Below are 24,385 nucleotides of genomic sequence, written 5' to 3' on the forward strand. Positions count from 1 at the left end.
ACGGAATGCTCAACATGATCTCACGCAGATTAGTTTTAGGGGGCCTTGCGGCGGCGGTGACACCGGTTACTTCCGTGTGGGCTCAAGTGCAAAACCGTCCCGTCATCCGTGTCCCTGCCGATCACAAAACTCTGGCGGCGGCGTTTGAGGCCCTGCCCGCAACCGGCGGGGTGATTGAGTTATCCGCAGGCACCTACCGCGAAAAGCTGACGCTCTCTAAACCCCATGTCCATATTATCGGTAAAGGCGAACGGCCCGACGATACGGTCATTGTCTGGGGCGACAGTGCCAAGATGGCGGGGGGGACGGGTAAATCATCGTCTTTCACCGTGACCGGCGATGGTTTTCGGGCGCAAAACCTGACCATATCCAATGACTATAATCATGATGCCGATCCGTCGCAGGCGGTGGCGCTCTATCTGACCGCCGACCGGGCGGTGCTGAACCGGGTCATACTGCTGGGGGCGCAGGACACGCTGTACGCGGCCTCAAAAGACAAAAATAACCCCAGCCGCCAGTACTATAAGGACTGCTATATCGAAGGCCATGTCGATTTCATCTTCGGCAATGCGCTGGCGTTTTTTGATCGTTGCCACCTGCATGTGCTGAAACGCGACACGGCCTTCATTACCGCCCATAGCCGTACGGCCACTACGGAAATTTCGGCCTATGTGTTTGACCACTGTCGCATCACGACGGCGGGGACGGGGAATTATTATTTCGGGCGGGCGTGGCGGCCTCATGCGCAGGTGGTTTTCCTCGATACCCAAATCGACGGTGCCATCCATCCCGAAGGCTGGCGCGAATGGACGCCGGGTAAGACTGAAACCTATGCCACGGCGCACTATGCCGAGTTTAATTCGACCGGCCCAGGCGGCGATATGAGCCAGCGGGTGTTCTGGGCCAAGTCCCTGACACCAGATCAGGCGGCGAAATGGCGGCTGAAGGCCGTGTTCAAAGATACAAGCTGGATTGAAGGTTAAAACCATGAACCTTAACCGCCGTCATTTCCTTGGCGCATCTGCCGCCGTCGGAACCGCCGCAACACTTTCAGGAGCCAGTCAGGCTGCTGAACCCAACCGCACAGACATCCCCGACGAAGGCTGGAATCTGTGGATCGATGAAAAAGCGGCCTATAAGGACGATGTGATCTTTCTGCCGTCGCAGGTGAACCTGAAAGCCTTGGCCATTAATCCGCCGACCGGAGGGTGGGGCGCGCTCAAACCCGAAGTCACGGTGACCCTGCCCGCGACGGTCGAGCAGTATTTCTGGGGCCGGTTTGGCCTGCGGCCCTATACCGGCGATGAATATCGTTATGCCGCTGATGACGATGTGCCGCAAAACGGCGCCTATCGCGGGGTGTCGTGGTGGTGGCGCGATATCACCATCCCGACTTCGGCTAAGGGGAAGCACGTACGGCTGCATATTCGCGGGGCGCGTCTGCGAGCCGAAGTGTTCCTCAATGAGCAGCTGGTCGGCTATTCGATCATGTCGGAACTGCCGATCGATTGTGACCTGACCGCCGCCATGAAGCCAGGGCAGACCAACCGGCTGGCCATCCGCATCACCAATCCGGGTGGGCGCTATGACTGGCGCGACTCGACCACCATGATGTGGGGCAAGCTGAAGCTGTTTGCCTCACACGGCTTTGGCGGGCTGGATCGCGGTATGTCATTGAGTGTGCATCCGCTGGAGGCGCATATCGAGGACGCGTGGGTTCTCAACACGCCCGACGCCCGCACCGTCACCGCCCATATGGAAGTGGCGCTTAATAAGGCCGTCAAAACCGGCAAGCCCAAGATCACGCTGTTGGATGACCACGGTACGCCGCAGGCTGCTGATATCAAACTCGATAGCCTCAACATTACCGGCAACCGTGCCGTGGTGAAATTCACGCTCACCAAAACTGATGCCAAGCTGTGGGACCTGGACAACCGCAACCTCTATCGCCTGCGCTTTGAATGGCCGGCAGGCAAGGATGCTTCCGTAAAGACCGTGCGCTTTGGGTTCCGCTGGTTTGTGGTTGATGGCGTCGGCACCGATGCCCTGCTGCGGCTCAACGGTAAGCGTATCAAGCTCTATTCGGCGATTTCCTGGGGCTACTGGGCTTATAACGGCATGTGGCCGACCAAGGCCCTGTCCCGGCGGGAGGTCGAGGCGGCGCAGGCTCTGGGCCTCAACTGCCTGCATGCCCATCGCAATGTCGGTAAGCACGATGTCTTTACAGCTCAGGACGAACTGGGCCTGATGCGGGTGATGGAACCCGGCGGTGGCCGCCACGCCATTGCCAAAGACCTGAAACCCGGCGAGACCTTATCCGAGGCCGATCAGTTCAGCCGTGATTTCATGTTTGAAAAATGCGTGACGATGGCCAAGACTTTCCGGTCGCACCCGTCGCTGGCCCACTATACCCTGCAAAACGAGATCGGGGCCAATCTGCAAAACCCTGATGTGCAGCGGGTGCTCAAAGCCATTCATGATACCGACCCGTCGCGCACTGTCATCCTCAATGACGGCTTTGTTAAACGCGGCGCCGCGCAAGCCATGTATCTGGCCTATAACGACCATTATTACCGCTCAGACGTGGAACCATGGGGCGGCTGGTGGGTTGAGCATCAGGCCGCGGGCGATCAGTGGTATGATCGCTTTTACGTCAACAAGGACGACTATGTCCATCGCCAGACGGGCAAGCCCTTCATCGTCGAATTTGGCGAAATGCAGGGCTGCGCGGTCGCCGACAACCATGTGAAGATGGTGGCCGATATTCTGGTCAGCGGGGGCAAATCCTACGACCTGGAGGACCACAAGGTCATAGTCGAAAACACTTCGGCCTATCTGGATAAATGGGGGTTTCATAAGGCGTTTCCGACGACCGAAAGCCTGTTTTTATCGGTCGGGCGCAAGGTCTACGACGGTTGGCAGAACTATATGGAAAATATCCGTATTGGCGATGAAGTCGATGTCGCCGCCATTTCCGGCTGGGAAACCACCGCGATCGAAAACCATTCCGGCATTGTCGATAATCTGCGCTATTTCAAAGCCAATCCCGACCTGATCAAGCAAAGCCTGTTGCCGGTGCGACCGATCGCTAAGCAAAGAAAGCTGGTCTACGCGGCCGGTGAGGCGGCGGAACTGGATATCTATCTGCTCAATGATACCGACGCGCAGTTGCACGGCGAATTGAAACTGAGCCTGATTGAACCGGACGGTAAGGCGACCGCTATGGCCAGCTATGCCGCCCCAACCCATGCCCGCGATCAATACCGCTACCTGCTGGCCGAAAGCGTCAAAATACCGGCCCTGACCAAACCGGGGCTGAACAAGATCCAGATCGAGCTTAAGGGCCATCCGTCCTTTGTGCGCGAGATATGGGTGGTGGATACCAAACCCGCGTTCGCAAAACCTGTGCGGATCGGTCTGTCGGGTGTGTCGAAATCCTTCCGCGATCAGTTGACGGCGATTAAGGGGGTGACCTTTGAGGATTTCAAAGCCGGGGCCAAATATGACGCCATCATCGCGTCGGGCTTGAAAGCCGATGAGATCGCCCGCCGCCAGATCGGCGAACAGACCGGTCTTGAGGCCCAGCCCAGCAAAGATGAAAAGCCGAAACTGGTGCTGGGGGAATTGCCCGCTGATGTCTTGACCGCCGTCAAATCCGGTACGCCACTTATGGCCTATGTGCCCGAAGATGGTCTGGCCGACGGGGTGGCCAAGCAGTTGTCGGCACTGGGGTTGTTCGGCTATTCCGGGGCGGTCGGCAACTTACGTGCGCCGTGGATGGGCAACTGGAACTACCTGCGCGCCCACGCCATTTTCGACGGTCTGCCGGTCGATCAGGCGACTTCGGTATTCCATCAGATCGAAGGCCAGCCGTCCAATGGCCTGATTATCGACGGAGACAATATCGAGGTTATCGCTGCCTATAGTCGCGACCACGACCGCCACAATGGCGCGGCGACCTTTGTAGTGCAAAAAAATGCCATGAAGGTCATGGTTCATCGTCTGCCGGACATGGTCGCGCCACTGCAAACGCGGCTGTTAATCAACGCCATCAACTGGCTTAGTGTTTAGAACACAGGGAAGACTATCGTGAAAAAATATATCGTACCGTCACTGGCCGCCCTCATGGCCGCCGCCTTCCTGACCAGCGCGCAGGCCAAGGAAATCGGCATGAACGTGCCGTCGCCACCGCTCAATGAGGCCCGCATCACCGAACTGGCCGGCCCGCAGTCTAAAGTCTGGCTCGACTATCTGGCGCGGTCCAAAGCGCAGATGACCGCCGATCAGGACGCGTTAATGGCTGAGCGTAAGGGTCTGACCGCTATTCCGGCGGAACCGGCGACCGGCAATGGTGAGGCGACCATGCCGCTTAAGGCCGAGGCCGCGTGGTATAAAACCCCAGAGGCGCGCGCTGTGGCGGATTCGATCATCAGCTACCAGACCCCCGCAGGTGGCTGGGGCAAGAACCAGCCCTATAACGTCCCGCCGCGTCAAAAGGGGCAGGCCTATGTGGGTGGCAACGAGGGTCGCGTCAACGATCCGGCCAATTTCGACCGGCCTTTGATCGACAAATGGAGCTATGTCGGCACGACCGACAATGGCGCGACCATCACCGAAATTCGCTATCTGGCGCGGGTGGCCGCCCAGAATCCGGACCGGGCCGCCCCTTATCAGAACAGCATTGTGCGCGGGATCGAGTACCTGCTGGCCGCTCAGTTTCCCAACGGTGGCTGGCCGCAGGTCTGGCCGCTGCAAGGCGGTTATCATGACATGGTCACCCTCAACGACAACGCTATGGAAGGCGTCATAAGCCTGATGCGCGATGCCGGGGCGGGGAAGGGGAATTTCGCGTTTCTGCCTGACGCCCTGAAAGCCCGTGCCCGCGCCGCCGAGCAGGCAGGCCTTAAGGCTCTGCTGGCCGGGCAGGTGGTGATCGACGGTAAGCTGACCCTGTGGCCGCAGCAGTATGATCCGCTAACCGGGCAGCCGACCTCGGCGCGTAACTATGAGCCGCCGTCGCTGTCCTCGACCGAAAGTGCCGGTATCCTGATGTATCTGATGCAGCGTCCCGATCCGTCGCCGGAAGAGGTCAAGGCCATCCATGCCGGTGCGGCCATGCTGAAACAGCTCAAGATCGATGGCTATGTCTTTAAGCGCGTCGAGGGTGACGATGGCCGCCGTCTGCACGCGCAAGCCGATGCCCCGCCGCTGTGGTCGCGTTACTACGACATGAAAACCTTCAAGCCGATCTTCAGCGACCGTTCCAAGCAGATTTTCGACACCGTCGATGATGTCAGCGCCGGACGTCGCAACGGCTATGCCTGGTTCTCGACCACCCCCCAAAAGGCCATTGAGGCCTATGAAACGTGGCGCGCCAAACATCCGGGGGTGAAGTGATGAAGTGGCTCATTCTACTGGCGGCCCTGTATGCCGGAGGGGCAGTGGCCCAAACACCCGCCGCACCGCCCGTACTAACCGACTCTGAGGCCCGCGCTCAGGTTAAGAAAATCACCGCCAAGAAGATCGTTCTGGTCGGGGATTCGACGACGGCGGTGGTCGGCGGCTGGGGCCCCAGCTTTTGCGGTTATCACCTGACGTCGTTTACCGCGTGCGTCAATCTGGCGCGCGGCGGGCGATCTACCTTTAACTACCGCGCCGAAGGATCGTGGGATATCGCTCTGGCCGAAATGAAATCGGGCGGGTTTGCCAAAACCTATGTGCTGATCCAGTTTGGCCATAATGATCAGCCGGGTAAGCCGGGTCGATCCACCGATCTGGCGACGGAGTTCCCGCAAAATCTGGCGGCCTATGTCAATGAGGTGCGCGCCGCCGGTGCCATTCCGGTGCTGGTGACACCCCTGACGCGACGCGGTTTCAAAGACGGTAAGGTTGAAAACGATCTGGGGCCGTGGGCCGAAGCCACCCGCGCGGTGGCGAAAGAGATGAACGTGCCGCTGGTTGATCTCTATGCCCGCTCACAGGAAGCTGTGCAGGCCATGGGTGCGGCTGAGGCCATGAAGTTTGCTCAGAAACCACCGTCGGCACAGGTGCTGGAGGCCGGAAAGACCGGCACGACGATTGCCGGTTCCACCGGGGTTGCGCCGGCCCCTAATGCGCCGCCGATGACCGAAGCGCAAATCCGTGTTTCACTGGAACCCATGGGACAGGCGAAACTGAGCTTTGACTACACCCATCTGGGCCGTGACGGGGCGGACTTTTTTGCCACTATTGTCACCCGCGAACTGGCGGCCGCCGTGCCGGATCTGCGCCGCGACCTGATCCCATAAAACTATAACAATAAAATACTGGAGGTTACCATGCCCAAACATATGAGATCCCTTTTAAGTCTGGCCGGATGTGCGGCCCTGCTGCTCACAGGGGCTGCCTTTGCCGCCACCGCACCATCGCAACCGGCGCGCGCTTTCACTGAGGACCATGACCTCAGCCAGACAAGCGCCGATGTGAAGGGCTGGGCCGCCGACACCAAGGGCGGTCAAGGCGGACGCATTATCCGCGTCACCACCCTTGAGGCTACCGGGCCCGGATCGTTTGCCGAGGCGATTGCGGCTGATGGCCCGCGCATCATCGTCTTTGAAGTCGGCGGGGTGATCGACCTCAAAGGCGCCACTTTGCGCATCGCTAAACCCTATGTGACCATAGCGGGTCAGACCGCGCCCAATCCCGGCATCACCTTTGTACGCGGCGAGTTTGGGATCGCCACCCATGACGTAATCCTGCAACACGTCGCCATCCGCCCCGGTGCCAATGATAAGGCCCCACGCAGTGGCGGTCTTGATGGCCTGTCAACGCGCAGCGCCTATAATGTCATCATCGACCATTGCTCGTTCTCATGGGCGACCGATGAGAACCTGTCGGCGTCGGGCCCGCGCTTTGAAGGGGCCACGCCGGATGAGTGGCGCAAAGGCACCTCCAACCGCGTTACCTTAAGCCACAACATCATTGCCGAAGGGCTGGCCAACTCCGTCCACGAAAAGGGCGAGCATTCCAAGGGCACCCTGATCCACGACAATGCTGAGAAAATTCTGATCTATGGCAATCTCTATAATTCCAATGAGGAACGCAGCCCCCTGATCAAGGGCGGGGCCCATGTCGCTATCGTCAACAACCTGATCCACAATCCGGGCGGTAAGGCGGTGCATTATAACCTGATCGCCCATGAGTGGGGTGAGGTGGCACCCCAGACCGGGATCATCACCCTGATAGGCAATGTTTACCGCGCCGGGTCTGATACCCGTCCGGGCGTGCCTCTGTTTGCTTTGGGCGGCTCAGGCGATGTCAGCCTGTATCTTAAGGACAATATTGCCGCTGATGAAAACGGCAACAAACTGCCTCAGACCGGGCGCTATACGGCGTCGGGCGCTAAGATACTGACCGCCAAGACGCCCTATCTGCCCGCCGATATCCGAATTGTTCCGGCGGCCAAACTGGAAAACGCGATCTATGTCAGTGCCGGTATGCGGCCGTGGGCGCGCGATCCGATCGACTTCAAGATCATCTCAGACGTGGCCGAAGGGCGCGGCAAGATCATCGATAGCGAAGCCGAGTCCAGCGGCTATCCGAAATATAAGCCGGCCTCAGCCCCGTTCGTCGATGCCGACTGGAACCTTGACGACATGTCACCCAAGGCGGGTTGGGCGTCATTGAGGGGCACCAAATGATCCGGATGCGGATCAAACGTCTTATGCTATTGTAAAGGCTGCTGGAAGAGATGTTCGACGAACTTGAAATAGGTCGGTAAATCGGTAATATTTCACTTTAATGGGGGCTTTTGCGCTTAGGCATAACCACGATTTTTGTGGTGGTCTGCTGGCTCTTCCAAATGTTGAAGTGAGGAGATGCTGACATGGCCACCTATACCGGAACCGCTGGGGATGACACCTATACGGGTACCAGCGACGCCGACACTATCAATGGACTGGGCGGGAAGGATACTCTTAGCGGCAGTTGGGGCAACGATATCATCGATGGTGGCGATGATGATGACCAGCTCAGCGGCAATAGCGGCAATGACACCCTCTATGGCGGGGCCGGAAATGACTTTCTGTATGGTTATGAGGGGGATGACACCATCTATGGTGGCGTTGGAAATGATACTATCGTGGGTGACTATGTCAACGACAGCGGTGGGCAGAATGTTCTCTACGGCGAGGATGGCGATGATGTCATTTTAGGCGGAAGCTATGCCTTTTACGCTTCGGGGGGCGCAGGCAATGACCATGTATTTTCATCCGGGAACATAGACGGCGGCGATGGCAATGATCGTATTGAGGTCATTGTCCGCGGGACTCAGGTGATTAACGGCGGTGCCGGCAACGATGGCATCAATATGATGTGGGTTAATGGCGGTGTGCATGCGACCGTGTATGGTGGCGAAGGTAACGACTTTATCGAAGTCGGCGGCGGCATAGTGATCGCTTACGGTAATGAGGGTAATGATACCTTCCAGACGGCCTATGCACGAACCGTTCAGAGCGCCACCTATATCGGAGGCGCCGGTGATGATAAATATTACTATTACAGCGGTCTTGTCATAACCGAAGCGGCAAACGAAGGCATAGATACAGTTATTGTCGGTAGTATCGATTTTACCCTGTCTGAGCATTTCGAGAATCTGGAATTTACAGGTTATCTCCACGTTTACGGCACCGGCAATGCGTCTAACAACACCATAACCGGCAACGAAGGCGATAACCGCCTGGACGGCATGGCGGGTGCGGATACGCTGATCGGGGGCGGCGGTTCGGATATTTATGTGGTTGATAATGCCGGTGATGTGGTGGAGGAGTTGTATGGCACCTACGGCGGAATTGACACGGTGCTGTCGTCGATAAGCTATAACCTGTCAGCCTATGTCGAAAACCTTACCCTGACTGGAAACGCGAACAGTACAGCCATTGGTAATTCAGCGGCCAATACGGTAACGGGCAACAGCGGCGATAATATGCTTATTGGCGGGCTTGGTGATGACGGTCTATATGGCGGTCAGGGCAATGACACCCTGTTTGGTGAACTGGATAATGACACCCTGGTCGGTGGCGACGGCATCGATGCCCTGTATGGTCAGGAAGGGATTGACGTTCTGTTCGGCGAAGAGGGGGGCGATTATCTTTACGGCGGGGCGGGCAATGACCGCATCTATGGCCAAAGCGGCGCTGATACTCTCTTTGGAGAAGTGGGCAATGACGTGCTTGAAGGCGGGGAGGGCGGTGATTTCCTCGTCAGTGGTGCGGGCGAAGACGAACTGGTGGGCGGTGCCGGGGGGGATTATTTCTTTTATAATTCACGCACTGAACTGGCGGACCGCATTTATGACTTCAGCGCCACTGAACGGGACCGTTTTGTCGTCGAAGGGGCATTATTTAATATTCCGGCAGGGTTTACTCTGACAGAGGGGATTGGCCTGCGCCAAGGGGCAGGCGTACAGCCTGTGGCCCAGACGGCGACCTTCTATTTTGATACCGCGACCAAAGCCCTGTGGTATGATGTTGATGGCACGGGTGGAAGCGGAGCCAATGTTATCGCGTTCCTGCTCAATACGCCGACCCTGACGGCTGCGGATTTCATGTTCGTTTGAGTTTTGAGCCTGCGGGGCAGGGCGTCTTTGGGGGGCTTATTATTTATCCCGTGATGAGAGTTCGGTTGCGGTGAGTAAGGACGATCGCGCAGGTAAGGCAAATAAACTCAAGGCTGCGACGATCAGAATGGCCTGAATGACATGCAGGGCCAGACCGTAGGACTGGGTGGCGTCAAATTGCAGGTTCATCATGAGCGGAACGATACCGCGCACGATGGCGATGGCCGAATAGATCGTAAGGACGATGCGCCCGTAACTGCGCAGCCCGAAATAGCGCGATACAAGTAACGGCAAAGCGCTGTATTCGGCCCCAAGCCCCAACCCCATCAGTATGCCCGCCAGAATAAGCATCGGCGTGCCTTCGCCGTATTGCAACAGCAGTAACCCTGCGGCCGCCAGAACATAAAACGGCGCCAGAATCCACGCGCCTTTGATACGATCAAGCAGAAACCCCATCGCCCATTGCCACAAGGCGCAGGTCATCGAAAAGACCGTGATCACCATGACGCCTTGGGTGAGCGTCAGGCCGCGTGACATCGCCACCGGTACGATCTGGGTGAACATGGCCGTAAGACAAGCCGCGCATAAGCCTACCGCTATGGCCAACAGCCAGAACGTCCGGGTTTTCATGGCCTCAGAAAAGGTCAGGCCGTCGACGGGTACGGGGGCGTCTTTTGACATCTGCGGCCGCAGCGGTGGGTCGCGCAGACAGGTCAGGACGATCGGAAAGCCGAGCGCAAATACCAAAAGCGCCACCCCCTGATAGGTAACCCGCCAGCCATAATAGGTCAGCAACACCCCCGCCAGTATGGGAATAAGTGTGGCGCCTGCGCCATTGCCTATGCCTGCGGAAAACCCCAAGGCGGCACCACGGCCTTTTTCAAACCAGCCGGCGATGGCGCGGCTATATATAATCGGAGTGGTAAAAGTGCCGAAAAAGACGGTGGTGATAAACAGGGCATAGTACGGTCCGACCTGCGGCGGGGCCAAGGAAAACGCCGCCATAGCGGCGGCAAAGGTCGTGATGCCGAACAGAACGATCCGGCGTGGTCCGATCCGGTCGAGCAACCAGCCCAGAGGAATAAGGGTTATGGCGGACAACAGGGCGGCGATGCTGAGGACGCCAGCGACCTGCGCCCGGGGCCAGCCAAATTCCTGCGCGATCGGCACCATGACAATGCCGTACACCGTCAAAAGCGCCGGAGTCGGGCTGACGAACGCACCGATGGTGGCCGCCAGCAGGACTTTTTTCTGGGTGCGGCCAAGATCAGATGCCGCCTCGGCCGGGGCGTCTGCCGCCATTGCCGTCTCGCTGATGATTGCCATGACGCGCTCCCGTAATGTGAGGGTAGTTATCCACAGGTGGCGGGCGGGGTCTTGATGTCAGGTGCCATAAGATTTGACCGCATCCACACCTGAGCTTGCCCCTAGGCGCACACAGTCGGTTTTGATCAAATAATCATGCCCGCGCGGACAAGAAGCGCAGGCCGACCTTTGATACGGTCGGTTTAGTTGATGTCCACGCCAGTTGCAGGTTAAACCAATGAATATTGCCGTATCCACGACAGAGGGCGCAAAGCCGCTCGAACTCAAAGAAATCACCACCTCAGCGGCCTGGCGCGGGGATGTGCTGTCAAAGGGCGATTCATGGGTCTACATGCTGTCCGACGCCCAGATCGCTGAGCTTGAAGTCTTAGGCGCGCGCTTTGTTGAGGCTGACCCTGACCTGCGCTATGTGCAAAAGGAAGAATACCCGCTGGTCGAATGTGCCGAGGCGGTTAAGGAATGGGGCCGCGATGTCGATTCCGGGCGCGGTTTTGTGCTAGTGCGCGGGCTGAAAACTCACCTCTATTCCGATGCCTTGTCGGCGGCCATCTATTACATTCTGGGCCTGCACATGGGCGATCCGATCCGCCAGAACGAAAAGGGCGATCTGATCGATTCCGTCTATGCCACGTCGGATAAGACCATGGACGATCCGACCGCCAAGTCGTCCAAGGTGCGTGACTATCTGGTGTTCCATTCGGATTCGTCGGATGTGGTGTCGCTGATGTGCCTGCGACCTGCCAAGGAAGGCGGGGCGTCGTGTCTGGTGTCGGGGGCTGAGATCTATAACGAGATCCTGCGCCGCCGTCCGGATCTGGCGCCACTGTTGTTTCAGCCCTATCACTGGGACTGGCGCCGTCAGGACAAGAACGCGCCTGCCGATACCTATACCTCGCCGATCATCGACCTGACTGACGGTGTGTTTTCGATGTATGCCGGATCACTTTATATCCTAACCGCGCAGGAATATGAGGGTGTCCCCAAGCTTTCGCCAGAGCAGATCGAAGTGCTGGAGCTGTTTGATAAGATCACCTATGAGCCCGGCATGGCCATCGAGATGGATTTCCGTCCGGGCGATATCCAGTGGCTGTCGAACTACGCGGCGCTTCATGCCCGCACGACATTCTACGACTATCCCGAACCCCAGCGCCGCCGCCACCTGCTGCGGCTGTGGCTGAGCCGTCAGGGCGACCGTCCGGTCATCGACGGCTTCGGCAAGAACGGTGTGGTTCAGGTCCGTCATAAGCCCCGCGAAGGCCAGACAGTCGATGATCAGGGCTTCTTCCGCATCAAGGATGCGCCGGTGCCGCGTTTGCTGGCCGACCACGGTTGATCGCATTAGAGATAACCGATATCCCGGACCATGGTCCGGGATATTTTGCATGAAGAGGGGCGAATATGACACTAAAGATTGCGTTTCTGGGGCTTGGGATCATGGGTGCTGGCATGGTTCGCCGCCTTATCGGGGCAGGGTTTGAGGTGAGTGTTTATAACCGCAACCCTGAGCGTGCGGCGCCGTTTGCGGATCAGGCGCGGGTGGCGGCATCCCCGCGCGAAGCGGCCGAAGATGCTGATGTGATTATCGCCATGCTGACGGATGATGCCGCTTCACGCGGGGTCTGGCTGGGGGCGGACGGGGCGATTGCGGGCATGGCCGTGGATGCGGTCTGCATCGAAGCCTCTACCTTATCGCCGGACTGGATTGCCGAGTGGGCGCAGGCTGTGGCCGTGGCCGGTGGGGTGCCGCTCGATGCGCCGGTGACCGGCTCAAAGGTTGCCGCCGAGACGGGTGAACTGGTGTTCATCATTGGCGGTGAGGTGGGCGGCATTGCTCGCGCCACCCCTGCGCTTAAGGCCATGAGCAAGGATATCGTTCATCTGGGGCCATCGGGCAGCGGCACGAAGTTCAAGCTGATCAATAACTTCGTCGGGGGTGTGCAGATTGCTGCCCTGGCCGAAGGGCTGGCCATGATCGAGCAAAGCGGCCTTGCGTTTGAAAAGTCCGTGGAAACCCTGATCAGCGGCGCGCCGGGCAGCCCGATGGTGAAAATGATCACCGCCCGCGTGCTGGCGGGGGATTATCGCCCGAACTTTCAGGTCAGTTTGCAGGCCAAGGACATGGCCTATGCGGTCACCGAGGCTGAAAAATTGGGGGTTGATTTGCGCACCGTCAAGGCCGCGATAGCCACCTTTGATGCGGCCGTAGCCGACGGCTATGGCACGGAGGATATCGCGGCCGTCATAAAATCGGTGCGGGCGCGCTCACAATAAGGCGTTCACGAACGCTGGCAAATCAGGCTAGATGACGGCTGTCCCTTTTGCTGACAGGTCCATCTCATGCTCACCCTTTCCCGTCGTGCTTTTGCTGTTGTTTTAAGTCTGGCCCTGATGGCGCCCGCAGCGTGGGCCAAGTCGCCGATGCCGACGTGGCACCCGGCCTTTTATGCCGCACCGGAACCTTCGGGGGCAGACGTCACGGCCAAAGATATCACCCTGCGCCAGATCGTGAAGGTCAGCGCCGGGGGTGAGCGGGTGCGGGTGCGCCTGTCCAACGCCTATGGCGACAAACCTTTGCGGCTTGCGGATGTGCACATTGCCCGCCGCACCACAGGATCAGGGATTGACCCCGCCAGTGACCGGGGCCTGACCTTTAACGGGGCGGCAGGGGTAACCATCGCGCCGGGGGCCTATGTCATCAGCGATCCGGTTGATCTTAAGGTCGTGGCCGGAGCCGATCTGGCGGTTAGCGTCTATGCTAAGGGCCCTGTGCCGCTCAAAACCGTCCATGATATTCAGCGCGGTGCGCTCTATGTGGCGACGGGTCAGCAGGCCGCCAACGCGCCATTTCCGGCGGAGACAATCGATATCGGGATCGGCAATGCCTTTGCGTTTATCTCAAGCATTGAGGTCGAAAGTGCAAAGCCGCTATCTACCGTCATCGCCTTTGGAGATTCGATCACTGATGGCTATGGCATCACGCCGGATACGGGCCGGACCTGGCCGGACGTGCTCAACGCGCGCTTAAGGGATGCCAAACTGCCGGTCAATGTCATCAATGCGGGCATCAGCGGCAATCGGATGCTGCATCACGGCACCTGGGCGCGCTTTGGCACCGGCGCGCTGGCGCGATTTGATCGTGATGTGCTGGCGCAACCCAATGCCTCGGCGGTGATCGTCATGATCGGGATTAATGATCTGGGCCATGCCAAAAGTCCCGATGCCGCCGATTATGTCTCCGCGCAGGACCTGATCGGCGGCCTCAAGCAGATGGCCTTGCGGGCGCGGGCGCACAATATGAAAATCTATGTGGCGACCCTGACGCCATTCAAAGGCACGGTGTTCAAGGATTACTACACCGACCATAAGGAAGCCGAGCGCCAGACGCTTAACGCCTGGCTGCGCCAGTCTCAGGACTTTGACGGGGTGTTTGACTTTGATAAGGCGCTGGAAGACCCGTCCCGTCCGGGCTGGCTCAAGGCTGGCTATGATCTGGGCGATCATCTGCATCCTAACGATGCCGGGGCGGCGGCCATGGCCCATGCGGTCCCGCTGTCGGCCTTTGATTGGGCGAAATAAGAAGCCCCCACGCAGACAAAAAAAGAGGCCGTTTCCGGCCCCTTTTTATTATTCTGACGTGTAGTGGTCGGGTATGACGGGGTTTACCCCACCTTTGACCCACAGGACAATCTCGTTACCCCACGGGTCCATGAAGGCGTAGTTGAAGCCATTAAATTCCTTGCAGAAATGGTCGCGCCACAGGATTTTAGCGCCCCGTGTTTCCGCCGCCTCCAGAATACGCTCAGGCGTATCGTCATCGCTGACCAGTATCCAGGTGCGGGCTTTGCGACCTGGGCCTGCGACCGTATGGGGCGGGGCCCCGTAGGCGTCAGGATATGGACGCGCATTGTCTGTGCGATAAATCGCCAGATGTAAATTGGCGATTTCGCTATCGCTACCGTCCTTGTGACGGAAAAAGCCGCCCGGAACCAGACGATGGAACAAGCCGTTAGGGCGAGGCTCGTTTTCCCAGCCGAACACTTCGGCGTAAAAGATTCCGGCGGCTGTGGGGTCTTCAGCCGGCAGGTCAACAAAGATCAGGGTATTAGGGTAGGGCATTTTGATGTGTCCATTTCTTTAAAAGAACTCCGGGAGCTATTTGGTTCCCGGCAAGCGCGACAGCGCGCCCGAGTGAATACGAGGAGCCCCATTTCCATGATCTTTGGGGGCCTCTGAGCGCAAAAAACTACCCAAAGCGGAAAGCGGAGACTGTGGCCTGCATGACCACGTCGGAGAAGATGCGCTCGCCCTTGTCGTCGTCACCGGCCCCGGCGGCGATCATCAGCGGCAGCAGGTGTTCTTCGCGCGGGTGAGCGTTGCGGGCGGCCGGGCCTTGCGACCACTGCGACAGTGCATCCATGCGCACGGCCTTTTCCTCCTGCGACAGGGATGAGGTCAGGTAGTCGTCAAACGCCTTGGACGGCGCGGTGGCGGACGGCGTGCGGAAGGCGTGCATGTTGTGGTAGCTCATGCCCGAACCAACGATCAGAACCCCTTCATCGCGCAGGGCTTTCAAGGCCTTACCGGCGGCAAGGTGCTCTGCCGGATCGAGGTTTTTCTTGAGCGACAGCGGCACGACCGGGATGCTGGCGTCCGGGAAGGCCAGCAGGAACGGAATGAACACGCCGTGGTCAAAGCCGCGCGTGGCGTCAGTCTTTGCGGCAATACCGGCGCCCGTCAGAAGCTCAACAATCCGGTTGGCCAGTGCAGCCGATCCGGGGGCAGGATATTGAAGTTCATAGGTATGCTTGGGGAAGCCATAGTAATCGTAGATCATTTCCGGTGCCGCAGAGGTCGCGACCGTAAACACGGACTCTTCCCAGTGACCGGAAATGACGACGATGGCCTTCGGGCGCTCCGGCAGGGTCGAGGCCAGATTTTTCAGCCACTCCGCCGTCTTATCCCAGGTATTGGCCGGTTCGCCCATCAGCGACCAGTCCATAAAAAAGCACGGGCCGCCGCCATGCGGAATAAACAGGGTCGGCTGGGTAGCCGCAGGTGTTGGTGATGCTGAATCGGGCATTGAGGCTAATCCATAACTAAGGTGAGGTTTGCTTTAACGCGCACGGGTAAGGTGCGTCTTGTCTGAGGGCGTTTTGAAACTTGTCGGAAAACGGCGGGATGAGAACTCCCCTTGTTGCAGGGGGAGCTTACCGAATAACGAAGTTAGACGGTAAGAGGGGGTAAATCGGCTCAATCGGTAAGTTTACCCCACCCGCCCCATTCGGGGCACCCTCCCCTCCAAGAGGGGAGGTTCTTAAGGTTTTAGCCGCTGGGCCCTGATGTGGGCCGAACCGGTGACCACCAGATCGGTGGCCGAATGACCCACAGCGACGCCGTAATTTCCGCCGCCTATGACCCAGCCCGGTTTGGCCGCGTCATAATGGGCCAATAGTCGCGCATCGGCGGTCAGCGACACGGTGCGCTGTTCGCCCGGTTTAAGGTCAATCTTGTCAAAGCCGATCAGGCGCAAAAGCTTTTTGCCAGCCGCGTCAGTCAGATAGACCTGCGGCGCGTCCTTACCCGCGATCTTGCCGGTATTGGTGACCTTGAAACTGACGGAGAGGGTACTACCGCCTTTGACCTTAAGGTCGCTATAGCCAAAGGTCGTATAGCTCAGGCCGTGGCCAAACGGAAACAATGGCACAGCACCGGTCTTGGCGAACCAGCGGTAACCAACATCAGCCCCTTCGTGATAGGTGACGTCAAATTGCACCTTAGCGGGCAGGTCAAAGCCATCCAGCACGGCCGGACGCGGGGTTTGAGCAATATCGCGCGGGAAGGTCATGGGCAGGTGGCCAGAAGGATTAACCTCACCGAACAAAACATCAGCAATGGCTTCGCCGCCTTTCGCGCCGGAATACCAGGCCGAAACTACGGCGGGTACCTGATCGATCCACGGCATGGCGACCGGCCCGCCGGTTTGCAGCACGACCACGGTTTTCGGGTTGGCCGCCGTCACGGCGGTTATCAGGGCGTCCTGACCTCTGGGCAGGTACATGTCGGGCGCATCAAGCGATTCCGTCATCCACTGATTGCCAAAGATGATGACCAGATCGGCGGTTTTGGCCTTGCGCACCGCGTCATGAAGGCTGCGGCCATTGTCGAACAGAACCCTGGCCTGCGGGGCTCTCGCACGGATGGCCGTAAGCGGCGAGGAGGCGTGGTATTGCTCCTTCACATACTGCGCGAACTGGCCTTCGGCGCTCATCGGCAGGCCCGGTTGCGGCAGACCCGGCGTGCCGGAATCGCCGGTCACGTTCGATGAGCCGCCACCCGATAGCACGCCTTTTTCGACATAGTCACCGATGACCAGAATGGTCTGGGTGGTCTTGGCCAAGGGCAGAATATCGCCGTCGTTTTTCAGCAGGACAATGCCTTCTTCGGCGGCAGCACGGCTGACTTCGGCATTTTTGGCGTAGTCGATATCGGTTTTCTGCGGCGGGCTGTCGAATATACCCGACGCGATCTGGGCATACAAAATACGCTGCACCATGTCCGACAGGCGCGATGCGGGCACCGTGCCGTCCTCAACCGCTTTTTTAAGTGGTTCGCCAAACCAGAACGCGCCGTCCAGTTCCTTGGCCGACTGTTGATCAAGACCTTTGATGGCAAAATCGGTGGCCTTGACCGAACCCCAATCGGACATGACAAAGCCCTTATAGCCCCAGTCGCCTTTGAGCACCGTGTTCAGCAGGTGGTCATTGCCGCAGGCATAGTCACCGTTGACCAGATTGTAGCCGCACATAACTGACAACGGCTGGCCGCGCTCAATGGCTATCTGAAACGCCAGTAGGTCGGATTCGCGCATGGCGGCTTCACCGATGACACTGTTGGACCAGTCGCGGTTGGTCTCTGAATCGTTGACGGCGAAGTGCTTGATCGTGGCGATGATCTTTTGCGACTGGGCGCCGCGGATGGACTCGGCCCCCATGATCCCGGCTAGCCACGGATCTTCGCCAAAGTACTCAAAATTGCGGCCATTGCGCGGATCGCGGGTCAGGTTGACGCCGCCGGTCAGAAGCACGTTAAACCCCTTGGCGCGGGCCTCAGACGCAATCATCGCGCCGCCGTCATAGGCCAGTTTCGGATTAAAGGTTGCTGCAATCGCAAGGCCTGACGGCAGGGCGGTGGCGATATCGCCGGGACGGACATCGGACGGATTGGTAACCCCCAGACTGGCATCCGTTTCAAACAGGGCCGGGATATTGAGACGCGGCACACCCGGCACGTAGCCGGCGGCGGGAATGGCTTCGGCCGGTTGCGGATTGTCGGGGGTGCGTGGCACCCACGGCACGGGCCAGGTGCCATTCACCATGCTGATGCGTTCATCCAGGGTCAGGGCCTGTTCCAGCTTTACGGCGCGGGCCTTGGCCGCCTCATCGGCCGCAACGCTCGACGTGAACAGACTGATAATGATTAAGGCGGTAAGGCAGGCGGTACGGGGCATAGGGTGCTAATCCTTAAAAATGGTCGTGCCTATCCTGCGGGCTGTTGAGCGTGCGGACTATACGCCAAACGCACTGATTTTTGTCAAAAGGGCTTTGTGCGACGATTGGCTTTGACGGGGGCCGGTTTCTTAGTTTCTCTGACGGCGGGGATTAGGCCGCCCAAGTTTTGTGGCGGTTACTTGTCGGAGTGACCAATGACTATTGAGACCAAAGCCAACGCCAAGACGGCCCTTGGGGTTGTGGTGGCCTGTACCATCGGCAATGTGGTGTGCCTGACCGCGACGGTAAGTGCGGTGTTCGGCGTCTTTCTGGTGCCGATCTCTGAGGATTTCGGCTGGCAGCGCTCTCAGGTGACGGCGGTTTTGGGGATCATCTCTCTGGTCAGCATCGTCGCGTTCCCGGTGGTGGGGCGGCTGATGGATATTTACGGCGGCCGCAAGGTTCTGCTGGTCGGTAATCTGTTTTTTGCCTTAAGCGTGGCGGCGGTAAGTCAGGTCAATAACAACCTGATGAATTTTTATTTGCTGTTTGCCCTGATTGGGATTGCTGGGGCCGTTCCCTGTACAGCCATGTTCTCAAAAGTCGTGTCGGAGTGGTTCGATAAGCGCCGCGGTCTGATGCTGGGGATTTCTGCCGGTGTGGGTAACGGCGTAGGCGCGACCCTGATGCCGATCATTGCCGCCATATTGCTGGGCTATATGGGCTGGCAGATGAGCTATGCGGTGATCGGCTTTCTAATTTTCGCGCTCGGTTTTCCGGCGACCTATTTCCTGCTTAAGGATGCGCCGCGTCCGGTGGTGACTGAGGCGACTAATCCGAAATACCATCCTAATGCGCCGTCCGAAGCTCTGGAAGGTCTGACCCTTAAGGAGGCCCTGAAATCCATGCCGTTCTGGCTGATTATTGCCTCTTTGGGGCTGGGGGCCGGGTGTCTGACCGCGATATTTTCGCACGTCATTCCGGTGCTGACCGACCGTGGCCAGAGTCTGACGATTGCGACAACGGTTATGGTGGTTCTGGCGCTGGTCACCTCAGGCTGGCAGGTGGCGGTGGGCTCGCTGCTTGATCACATCAAATCGCCGCGTGTGGCCGCCCCGTCGTTTGTGGTCGCAACGATCGGCCTGTGGCTGCTGGAGACAGGCTCATCGACACCGCTGCTGATTTTGGCCGGTGCCCTGCTGGGCGTAGGCCTTGGAACCGCGTTCGGCGCCTTGCCCTATTTCATCTCCCGCTATTTTGGCCTCAAGGCGTATGGCGTCATCACCGGCGTGATCTATTCGGTGGTGATGCTGGCCCAGGGGGTGACACCGTATCTGATGGATATCTGGTTTGATGCTCATAAGGCTTATTTCGGGTCGATCGTCATCATCGGTATCTGCCTGCTGATCGTTGCGGGTCTGATCATGCTGTTCCCGCCGTATCGCATCAAGGTCAGTGCCGCCGATGTTGCACAGGTCAATCACGGCGGGATATAGTTAACCGCACCAAAGTCCTTCGCTTTGCTCAGTGTACTTTGGTGCGGTTTTACGTCGACATTTCATGTAAAGCTTTTATTTACTTGGTTGGTGGTATTATTGTGCAGGATGTGGGTGAATAATCCCAAATTATAAGCATAGGTTGTAAACATCCTTATCATTCTGTTGTGAATGAATGCTTTTCAGGTGCGCATTTTCTGCGTGCTTTATTCGCGTAAGCGTACCCGTATTATTGTTGAAATCGTTTAGTGCTGCGTATTCCCCTGATGCTGGAGGCTGGAATGTCGAGTGTGCGTGATCTTGTCGACTATATAAAAACTATCGATCGGGTAAATATAGCTGTCGGCATAAATGGCCGGACTCAGCTCAATCACGATTTTGAGCGTTTCCGGTCGATGTCGGGCGGGGTGATGGTGTCTGAATATCTGGCCAAGAGGGTCAGGCCCTATTTGCCGTCGGGCACTGAGGTGGCCATACTCGATCCGGCCGGGCGGACCTGTGCGAATTCGGCGTTGCTGGTCAATATCCGCATTCCGGACGGGGCAAAGGCTTAAATCGCTTTCCCCTGCGCCGACTGTCTATGTTTGGACGGGGAGATGCCAAAGCGTTCGCGGAAAGTGCGGCTGAAATGGGCCGCATCATTAAACCCCCAACGAAAGCAGATTTCCGATACCGATAGCTGTGAATGGACCGGGCTGATCAGGTCGGCATAGCATCGCTCAAGCCGCCGCGTCTTGAGGTAGTTGGAAAACGTCATTTTTGATGCGGTAAACAGCTTTTGGACATAGCGCGGCGAGACGCCGTTTTCATTGGCAACCTTGATCAGCGACAGGTCGGGATCATGCAGCAGGGTCTCGATCTTCTGGCAGATCCGACGCAGGTGAAAGGCGCGTGCGCCTGCCGCACCCCCGCGCGATTCCGTGCGGCCATCATTGGCCAGCGACGCCGCCAGAAACTCGATCATCGATTGCTCGACCGGCTGAAACTGATCGTCGGTCAGGCTCTCCAGCGTGTCGGCCAGAGTGATCAGCATGCCGTGAAATATCCGCTCCAGCCCTGTTGCGCCGGTAAGCACTCCGACGCGCTGCCCCATAGGCGTCACCAGACGCGGGCTGACCGCCAGTTGCGGGATCTTGATGAACAGCATCCGAAAGTCGGTGGTCAGCGTCAAGGTGCTATCTACGCCTGATGCGCCAAAAATGATTGAGCGGGCGCTGAGTTTTGTGGCCACACCACCGACATCGAGCACCCCTTCGCCGCGCGCCAGAACGGCCAGCCAGACGGCGGAATTGTGATCCGGATTGCGCCCGGAATAGGTCTGCGGCGTTGACTCCAGCACAGCAAACTCACAGCCCAGCGGCGTGGTGGTGATCATGACCGACCCGCGCACCCGCGCCAGTGACCCGATATCGGCCACAGGCAGTTTCAGGCGGCGCAGGACATCCACCCACGCCGCCTGACGCTCCGTTTCGGGGAGCGGATCAACCGAGAACTTCCAAAGCGGCATTTTAATCCGGGTCTTTGACCACGCCCTTATCGGGGAAGATATTGCGATCAATGCGTACGTGAATGCCCTTGGTGCCGTCAACCACCTGTGTCACACCAAAATCAGCGGCGACCGACATCAGCGAATAGGCATCATTGCGTGACAAGCCCTGATGCTCGGTCAGCAGTTCCAGCATGTCGAGCGATGCGTTCTTCATCGCCTTATTCAGATCTTCGTCAAAGCCGTGGACGATCCAGTTGTTAGGGGTCTCCAGCAGCGGCGACGGGAACTTGAAATCCTTACGCAGAATGATCTGGAACAGGCAGTTGAGCGAGGCCTCAATGGCGGTGCCGGAGATTTCGCCGTCGCCTTGGGAAACATGCGGATCGCCGATCGAGAACAGGCCGCCCTTGACCTGCACCGGATAGTACATGGTCGCCCCGGCACCAATGCGCCAGTTGTCGATATTGCCGCCGTGCAGGCCGGGGGGGATGGTCGAGACGCGCTGATCAACCGCAGGCGCGACACCGGCGGTGCCCAGATGCGGACGGGCCGGAATGGAAATGCCTTTGAGGGCCGGTACGCGGTCACATTCGGCGCAGTGGGTGATGGTGCCAGGCGTCATGTAAACGCCCGGAAAATCGTAGGCATAAAGGGCAGAGGCCGTATTGGAGTTGGGGTTCAGCTCATAGATGGTGACGCGTTCTTTCTTGTCGAACTCTTCGTACAGATGGCCCCAGTTGGCCGCCAGGTTCGAGCCGTAGTTAAAGCGCGGCGTCATCTGTAGGTAGCGCACCTCCAGCATGTCGCCGGGCTCAGCCCCCTCAACATAGATTGGGCCGGTCATGATGTGCACGCCCGGATTACGGTCGGCTTCGGGGATTTCGGTGAAGATGCGTTTGATGGCCTCATCGAACATCAGCTCCGGCGCGTCGCCAGCATGGTGGGTGACCGCTTCGGCCATGATCATATCGCCGGATTTGACCGTCAGGGACGGCTTCACTTCCGGGTGGAAATAGCCCCAGTGCACGGTCTCCGGCGTGGCGCGCAGGATGTGCAGGTTTTTCGGTTCGGTGTCCTGACGGGTCTCACCGGGCGTGCAGATAAAGGCCATGGAAGCGATCTCTTATGAGGTTATGCAAAAAAAACAGGGGAGGGCGATCTCCGTCCGGTAGGGTCGGACGGAGTCGAAAACGATAAGGTTTCAGGTGGTTCAGGCCGCGCCCTTAACCGCCGTCAGTTTAGGGCTGGTTAAGCGGTCATAGGCATCGCGGTAGCGCTTGATCAGCCAGCGGTTAAACTGGATCTGTGCGCCTTCCTGCCACGAATAACGGCCGCGTGGCGCGAATTTGGAGCGCAGGCCGACCTGCACCAGTTCATCGACGTGCATGTCCTGATCGATGATGTGCATGGCCGCGACCATGTTCATCTCCATCTTGTGCCCGAAGGACGGATGCTTTGAGGCGCCGGGGGCGACCAGAATGCCGGTGTCCTGCTCCATCGTCTCAGGGCCGGTCGGGCGCAGGATCAGATAGATGACCATGTCGCTCATCATCACCAAGGACAGGGTCGGCGGGATGTTGGCAAAGGTCATGCGGTTGCGGTCGGCATCACTCAGGTTCGGGAACACCGGCAGCAGCGCCTTTTGCGTGGCGTTAAAGCTGGCATCGGCATGAAGCGTGCCGTTGTAGCGCAGGAACCCGGCATCGGCCGGATCAGCCTCTGGGAACTCGGCCAGATCGGACGGCACAAAATCATGCAGAGGCCCCTGATGGAGCTTTGAGGCGTGGTAACCGTCATTGTTGTTTTCAAACATGACCTTCCAGTTCCACGGGAAGACGCCGGGCTTGTCGGGTTTGTCGCCGTCGGCATTGGCCAGATCGTAGCCTGAGATGGCATCTGATACGTCCGTCAGGCGCGGGGCCAGCGGGGCGGCGTCGAGGTCAAAATTGACAAAGATAAAGCCGTGCCAGATTTCGACCGCAAACCGGGTCAGGCCGTGGTCTTCTTTGTTGAAGTTACACGTCTTTTCCATCGCAGGTGCGCCGGTCAGCTTGCCATCCAGACCGTAGGCCCAATGGTGGTAAGGACACAGGAACATGCGCGTATTGCCGGAGCCTTCGGCCACCAGCATGGCGCGGTGCGCGCACACCGACGACATGGCGTTGACCTTGCCATCACGGCCGCGGGCCACGACGATGGGCTCACCGGCAATATTGGTGGTGAAATAATCGCCGGGGTTTTTCACCCAGCTCTCGCGGCCGGCGCACAGCCATTCGTGATAATAGAGCGCCTCTTTTTCAAACTCATAGAAATCCGCGTCCGTGTAACATTCGGGCGGTAGGGTCTGCGCATCCGCCAGATCAACGTCGGACGAGTCAAATGAGGCGATAAGGTCGCGGGAGGGAAGTTTCAAAGCCATGGTGAACACCTCGTGTTCGGTCGTTTCGTGGCAGCGCCCCTGAGAGTCCTCGGCTCAGGCGGATGCCATCGTGAGGTGAACCTAGCCCTATGGTAAGAATTAGGTCTTGTATTTACGCGCACAAGAAGTTGTGAGAAGTGATATCTCTGAGATTACCGAAATTGGGAAATCGAAATGCGCGTGACAGAAAAACTAGCCTTAATTGATAAGATTGGGCGTGAATTACAAAATCGATTTTCGTATGTAGAGATCGACGCATTCCTTGCCGAGTATAAGGTATCTCCACCCCAGAACGTAACGTCCAACAGCAAGTGGATTTACTCGAAAGCTGCGCTGTCAAATGTTCCAGAAGAAACCGTCTTAAAAATTGCTGATGATCTGCAGTTGCCAATAAACGGTAAGATTGGTTCTTTAGTGGAAGTGCCGAGAAACTGGCGCAATGTAAGTTCGTTACGGTTGTTTATCAGCCATATTTCAAAGGAAAAGCTGAAAGCCGCAAGACTAAAATACGCTTTGTGAGGTGCCCCTAGATTGCTAGACACCTTGCGCCTTCAAAATGCGTTGTCTGTTTTC

Annotated in this window: 19 protein-coding genes; 12 read left to right on the top strand and 7 right to left on the bottom strand. The window is 58.2% G+C overall.

The genetic code is table 11. The features are described from left to right. Positions 1–14: 14 nt before the first annotated feature. From IE102_RS16840 to IE102_RS16865, 6 genes are all read left to right on the top strand, one after another. Positions 15–983: a pectinesterase family protein gene (locus tag IE102_RS16840; RefSeq protein ID WP_189488881.1), complete on the top strand. Its 969-nt coding sequence runs from the start codon at positions 15–17 to the stop codon at positions 981–983. A gap of 4 nt (positions 984–987) precedes the next feature. After that, positions 988–4,071 carry a sugar-binding domain-containing protein gene (locus IE102_RS16845; protein ID WP_189488883.1) on the top strand — a complete coding sequence of 1,028 codons (3,084 nt, stop codon included), beginning with the start codon at positions 988–990 and terminating at the stop codon, positions 4,069–4,071. 18 nt (positions 4,072–4,089) lie between these two features. Next, positions 4,090–5,397 carry a pectate lyase gene (gene pelA / locus IE102_RS16850; RefSeq protein WP_229807836.1) on the top strand — a complete coding sequence of 436 codons (1,308 nt, stop codon included), beginning with the start codon at positions 4,090–4,092 and terminating at the stop codon, positions 5,395–5,397. Then, positions 5,397–6,287, top strand: coding sequence for a rhamnogalacturonan acetylesterase (locus IE102_RS16855; RefSeq protein WP_189488886.1), 891 nt, complete (start codon positions 5,397–5,399; stop codon positions 6,285–6,287). The genes pelA and IE102_RS16855 overlap by 1 nt, the downstream gene beginning before the upstream one ends. Positions 6,288–6,317: 30 nt before the next feature. Beyond that, a complete protein-coding gene (locus IE102_RS16860) occupies positions 6,318–7,679 on the top strand; it encodes a pectate lyase family protein (protein WP_229807837.1) in 1,362 nt (453 codons plus the stop codon). A gap of 185 nt (positions 7,680–7,864) precedes the next feature. Further along, complete coding sequence (locus IE102_RS16865; protein ID WP_189488888.1) at positions 7,865–9,595, top strand: calcium-binding protein; 1,731 nt, start codon at positions 7,865–7,867, stop codon at positions 9,593–9,595. 39 nt (positions 9,596–9,634) lie between these two features. On the opposite strand, the gene IE102_RS16870 is transcribed toward IE102_RS16865, so the two are convergent. Further along, the gene (locus IE102_RS16870; protein ID WP_189488890.1) at positions 9,635–10,921 is read right to left on the bottom strand and encodes an MFS transporter; all 1,287 of its coding nucleotides are present in this window, start codon (positions 10,919–10,921) and stop codon (positions 9,635–9,637) included. A 217-nt stretch (positions 10,922–11,138) separates the two neighbouring features. Here IE102_RS16870 and IE102_RS16875 point away from each other — a divergent pair, with 217 nt between their 5' ends. From IE102_RS16875 to IE102_RS16885, 3 genes are all read left to right on the top strand, one after another. After that, positions 11,139–12,254 (top strand): TauD/TfdA family dioxygenase, encoded by a 1,116-nt coding sequence (locus IE102_RS16875; protein WP_189488891.1) that lies wholly within the window; start codon positions 11,139–11,141, stop codon positions 12,252–12,254. 65 nt (positions 12,255–12,319) lie between these two features. After that, positions 12,320–13,192, top strand: a complete 873-nt coding sequence (locus IE102_RS16880) for an NAD(P)-dependent oxidoreductase (RefSeq protein WP_189488893.1) — start codon at positions 12,320–12,322, stop codon at positions 13,190–13,192. Between the two features lie 66 nt (positions 13,193–13,258). Further along, positions 13,259–14,497: an SGNH/GDSL hydrolase family protein gene (locus tag IE102_RS16885; RefSeq protein ID WP_189488895.1), complete on the top strand. Its 1,239-nt coding sequence runs from the start codon at positions 13,259–13,261 to the stop codon at positions 14,495–14,497. A 48-nt stretch (positions 14,498–14,545) separates the two neighbouring features. Here the strand turns inward: IE102_RS16885 and IE102_RS16890 are convergent, their stop codons facing one another. From IE102_RS16890 to IE102_RS16900, 3 genes are all read right to left on the bottom strand, one after another. Beyond that, positions 14,546–15,037 (bottom strand): VOC family protein, encoded by a 492-nt coding sequence (locus tag IE102_RS16890; RefSeq protein WP_189488897.1) that lies wholly within the window; start codon positions 15,035–15,037, stop codon positions 14,546–14,548. A gap of 127 nt (positions 15,038–15,164) precedes the next feature. After that, the gene (locus tag IE102_RS16895) at positions 15,165–16,001 is read right to left on the bottom strand and encodes a DODA-type extradiol aromatic ring-opening family dioxygenase (protein ID WP_189488899.1); all 837 of its coding nucleotides are present in this window, start codon (positions 15,999–16,001) and stop codon (positions 15,165–15,167) included. A 234-nt stretch (positions 16,002–16,235) separates the two neighbouring features. Then, positions 16,236–18,428, bottom strand: a complete 2,193-nt coding sequence (locus tag IE102_RS16900; protein ID WP_189488901.1) for a beta-glucosidase family protein — start codon at positions 18,426–18,428, stop codon at positions 16,236–16,238. A 195-nt stretch (positions 18,429–18,623) separates the two neighbouring features. Between IE102_RS16900 and IE102_RS16905 the strand changes: the two genes are divergently transcribed. Both IE102_RS16905 and IE102_RS16910 read left to right on the top strand, forming a co-directional pair. After that, positions 18,624–19,904: an MFS transporter gene (locus IE102_RS16905; RefSeq protein ID WP_189488903.1), complete on the top strand. Its 1,281-nt coding sequence runs from the start codon at positions 18,624–18,626 to the stop codon at positions 19,902–19,904. A gap of 281 nt (positions 19,905–20,185) precedes the next feature. Continuing rightward, complete coding sequence (locus tag IE102_RS16910) at positions 20,186–20,458, top strand: hypothetical protein (protein ID WP_189488905.1); 273 nt, start codon at positions 20,186–20,188, stop codon at positions 20,456–20,458. Here IE102_RS16910 and IE102_RS16915 read toward each other — a convergent pair. From IE102_RS16915 to IE102_RS16925, 3 genes are all read right to left on the bottom strand, one after another. After that, positions 20,455–21,411, bottom strand: coding sequence for a helix-turn-helix domain-containing protein (locus IE102_RS16915; RefSeq protein ID WP_189488907.1), 957 nt, complete (start codon positions 21,409–21,411; stop codon positions 20,455–20,457). The genes IE102_RS16910 and IE102_RS16915 overlap by 4 nt on opposite strands. 1 nt (position 21,412) lies before the next feature. Then, on the bottom strand, positions 21,413–22,504 hold the full coding sequence (locus tag IE102_RS16920) for an acetamidase/formamidase family protein (protein WP_189488909.1): 1,092 nt from the start codon (positions 22,502–22,504) through the stop codon (positions 21,413–21,415). A gap of 99 nt (positions 22,505–22,603) precedes the next feature. Beyond that, positions 22,604–23,812, bottom strand: coding sequence for an aromatic ring-hydroxylating oxygenase subunit alpha (locus IE102_RS16925; protein WP_189488916.1), 1,209 nt, complete (start codon positions 23,810–23,812; stop codon positions 22,604–22,606). A gap of 174 nt (positions 23,813–23,986) precedes the next feature. Between IE102_RS16925 and IE102_RS16930 the strand changes: the two genes are divergently transcribed. Further along, positions 23,987–24,331, top strand: coding sequence for a hypothetical protein (locus tag IE102_RS16930; RefSeq protein WP_189488918.1), 345 nt, complete (start codon positions 23,987–23,989; stop codon positions 24,329–24,331). Positions 24,332–24,385: the final 54 nt, after the last annotated feature.

The organism is Asticcacaulis endophyticus (assembly GCF_014652575.1).
Lineage (GTDB): Bacteria > Pseudomonadota > Alphaproteobacteria > Caulobacterales > Caulobacteraceae > Asticcacaulis > Asticcacaulis endophyticus.

Coding starts and splice junctions, on each gene's coding strand:
- IE102_RS16920 (WP_189488909.1), bottom strand. CDS start 22,504: ATGGCCTTTATCTGCACGCCCGGTGAGACCCGTCAGGACACCGAACCG.
- IE102_RS16880 (WP_189488893.1), top strand. CDS start 12,320: ATGACACTAAAGATTGCGTTTCTGGGGCTTGGGATCATGGGTGCTGGC.
- IE102_RS16855 (WP_189488886.1), top strand. CDS start 5,397: ATGAAGTGGCTCATTCTACTGGCGGCCCTGTATGCCGGAGGGGCAGTG.
- IE102_RS16890 (WP_189488897.1), bottom strand. CDS start 15,037: ATGCCCTACCCTAATACCCTGATCTTTGTTGACCTGCCGGCTGAAGAC.
- IE102_RS16860 (WP_229807837.1), top strand. CDS start 6,318: ATGCCCAAACATATGAGATCCCTTTTAAGTCTGGCCGGATGTGCGGCC.
- IE102_RS16925 (WP_189488916.1), bottom strand. CDS start 23,812: ATGGCTTTGAAACTTCCCTCCCGCGACCTTATCGCCTCATTTGACTCG.
- IE102_RS16840 (WP_189488881.1), top strand. CDS start 15: ATGATCTCACGCAGATTAGTTTTAGGGGGCCTTGCGGCGGCGGTGACA.
- IE102_RS16845 (WP_189488883.1), top strand. CDS start 988: ATGAACCTTAACCGCCGTCATTTCCTTGGCGCATCTGCCGCCGTCGGA.
- IE102_RS16875 (WP_189488891.1), top strand. CDS start 11,139: ATGAATATTGCCGTATCCACGACAGAGGGCGCAAAGCCGCTCGAACTC.
- IE102_RS16900 (WP_189488901.1), bottom strand. CDS start 18,428: ATGCCCCGTACCGCCTGCCTTACCGCCTTAATCATTATCAGTCTGTTC.
- IE102_RS16870 (WP_189488890.1), bottom strand. CDS start 10,921: ATGGCAATCATCAGCGAGACGGCAATGGCGGCAGACGCCCCGGCCGAG.
- IE102_RS16885 (WP_189488895.1), top strand. CDS start 13,259: ATGCTCACCCTTTCCCGTCGTGCTTTTGCTGTTGTTTTAAGTCTGGCC.
- IE102_RS16905 (WP_189488903.1), top strand. CDS start 18,624: ATGACTATTGAGACCAAAGCCAACGCCAAGACGGCCCTTGGGGTTGTG.
- IE102_RS16915 (WP_189488907.1), bottom strand. CDS start 21,411: ATGCCGCTTTGGAAGTTCTCGGTTGATCCGCTCCCCGAAACGGAGCGT.
- IE102_RS16865 (WP_189488888.1), top strand. CDS start 7,865: ATGGCCACCTATACCGGAACCGCTGGGGATGACACCTATACGGGTACC.
- IE102_RS16910 (WP_189488905.1), top strand. CDS start 20,186: ATGTCGAGTGTGCGTGATCTTGTCGACTATATAAAAACTATCGATCGG.
- IE102_RS16930 (WP_189488918.1), top strand. CDS start 23,987: ATGCGCGTGACAGAAAAACTAGCCTTAATTGATAAGATTGGGCGTGAA.
- IE102_RS16895 (WP_189488899.1), bottom strand. CDS start 16,001: ATGCCCGATTCAGCATCACCAACACCTGCGGCTACCCAGCCGACCCTG.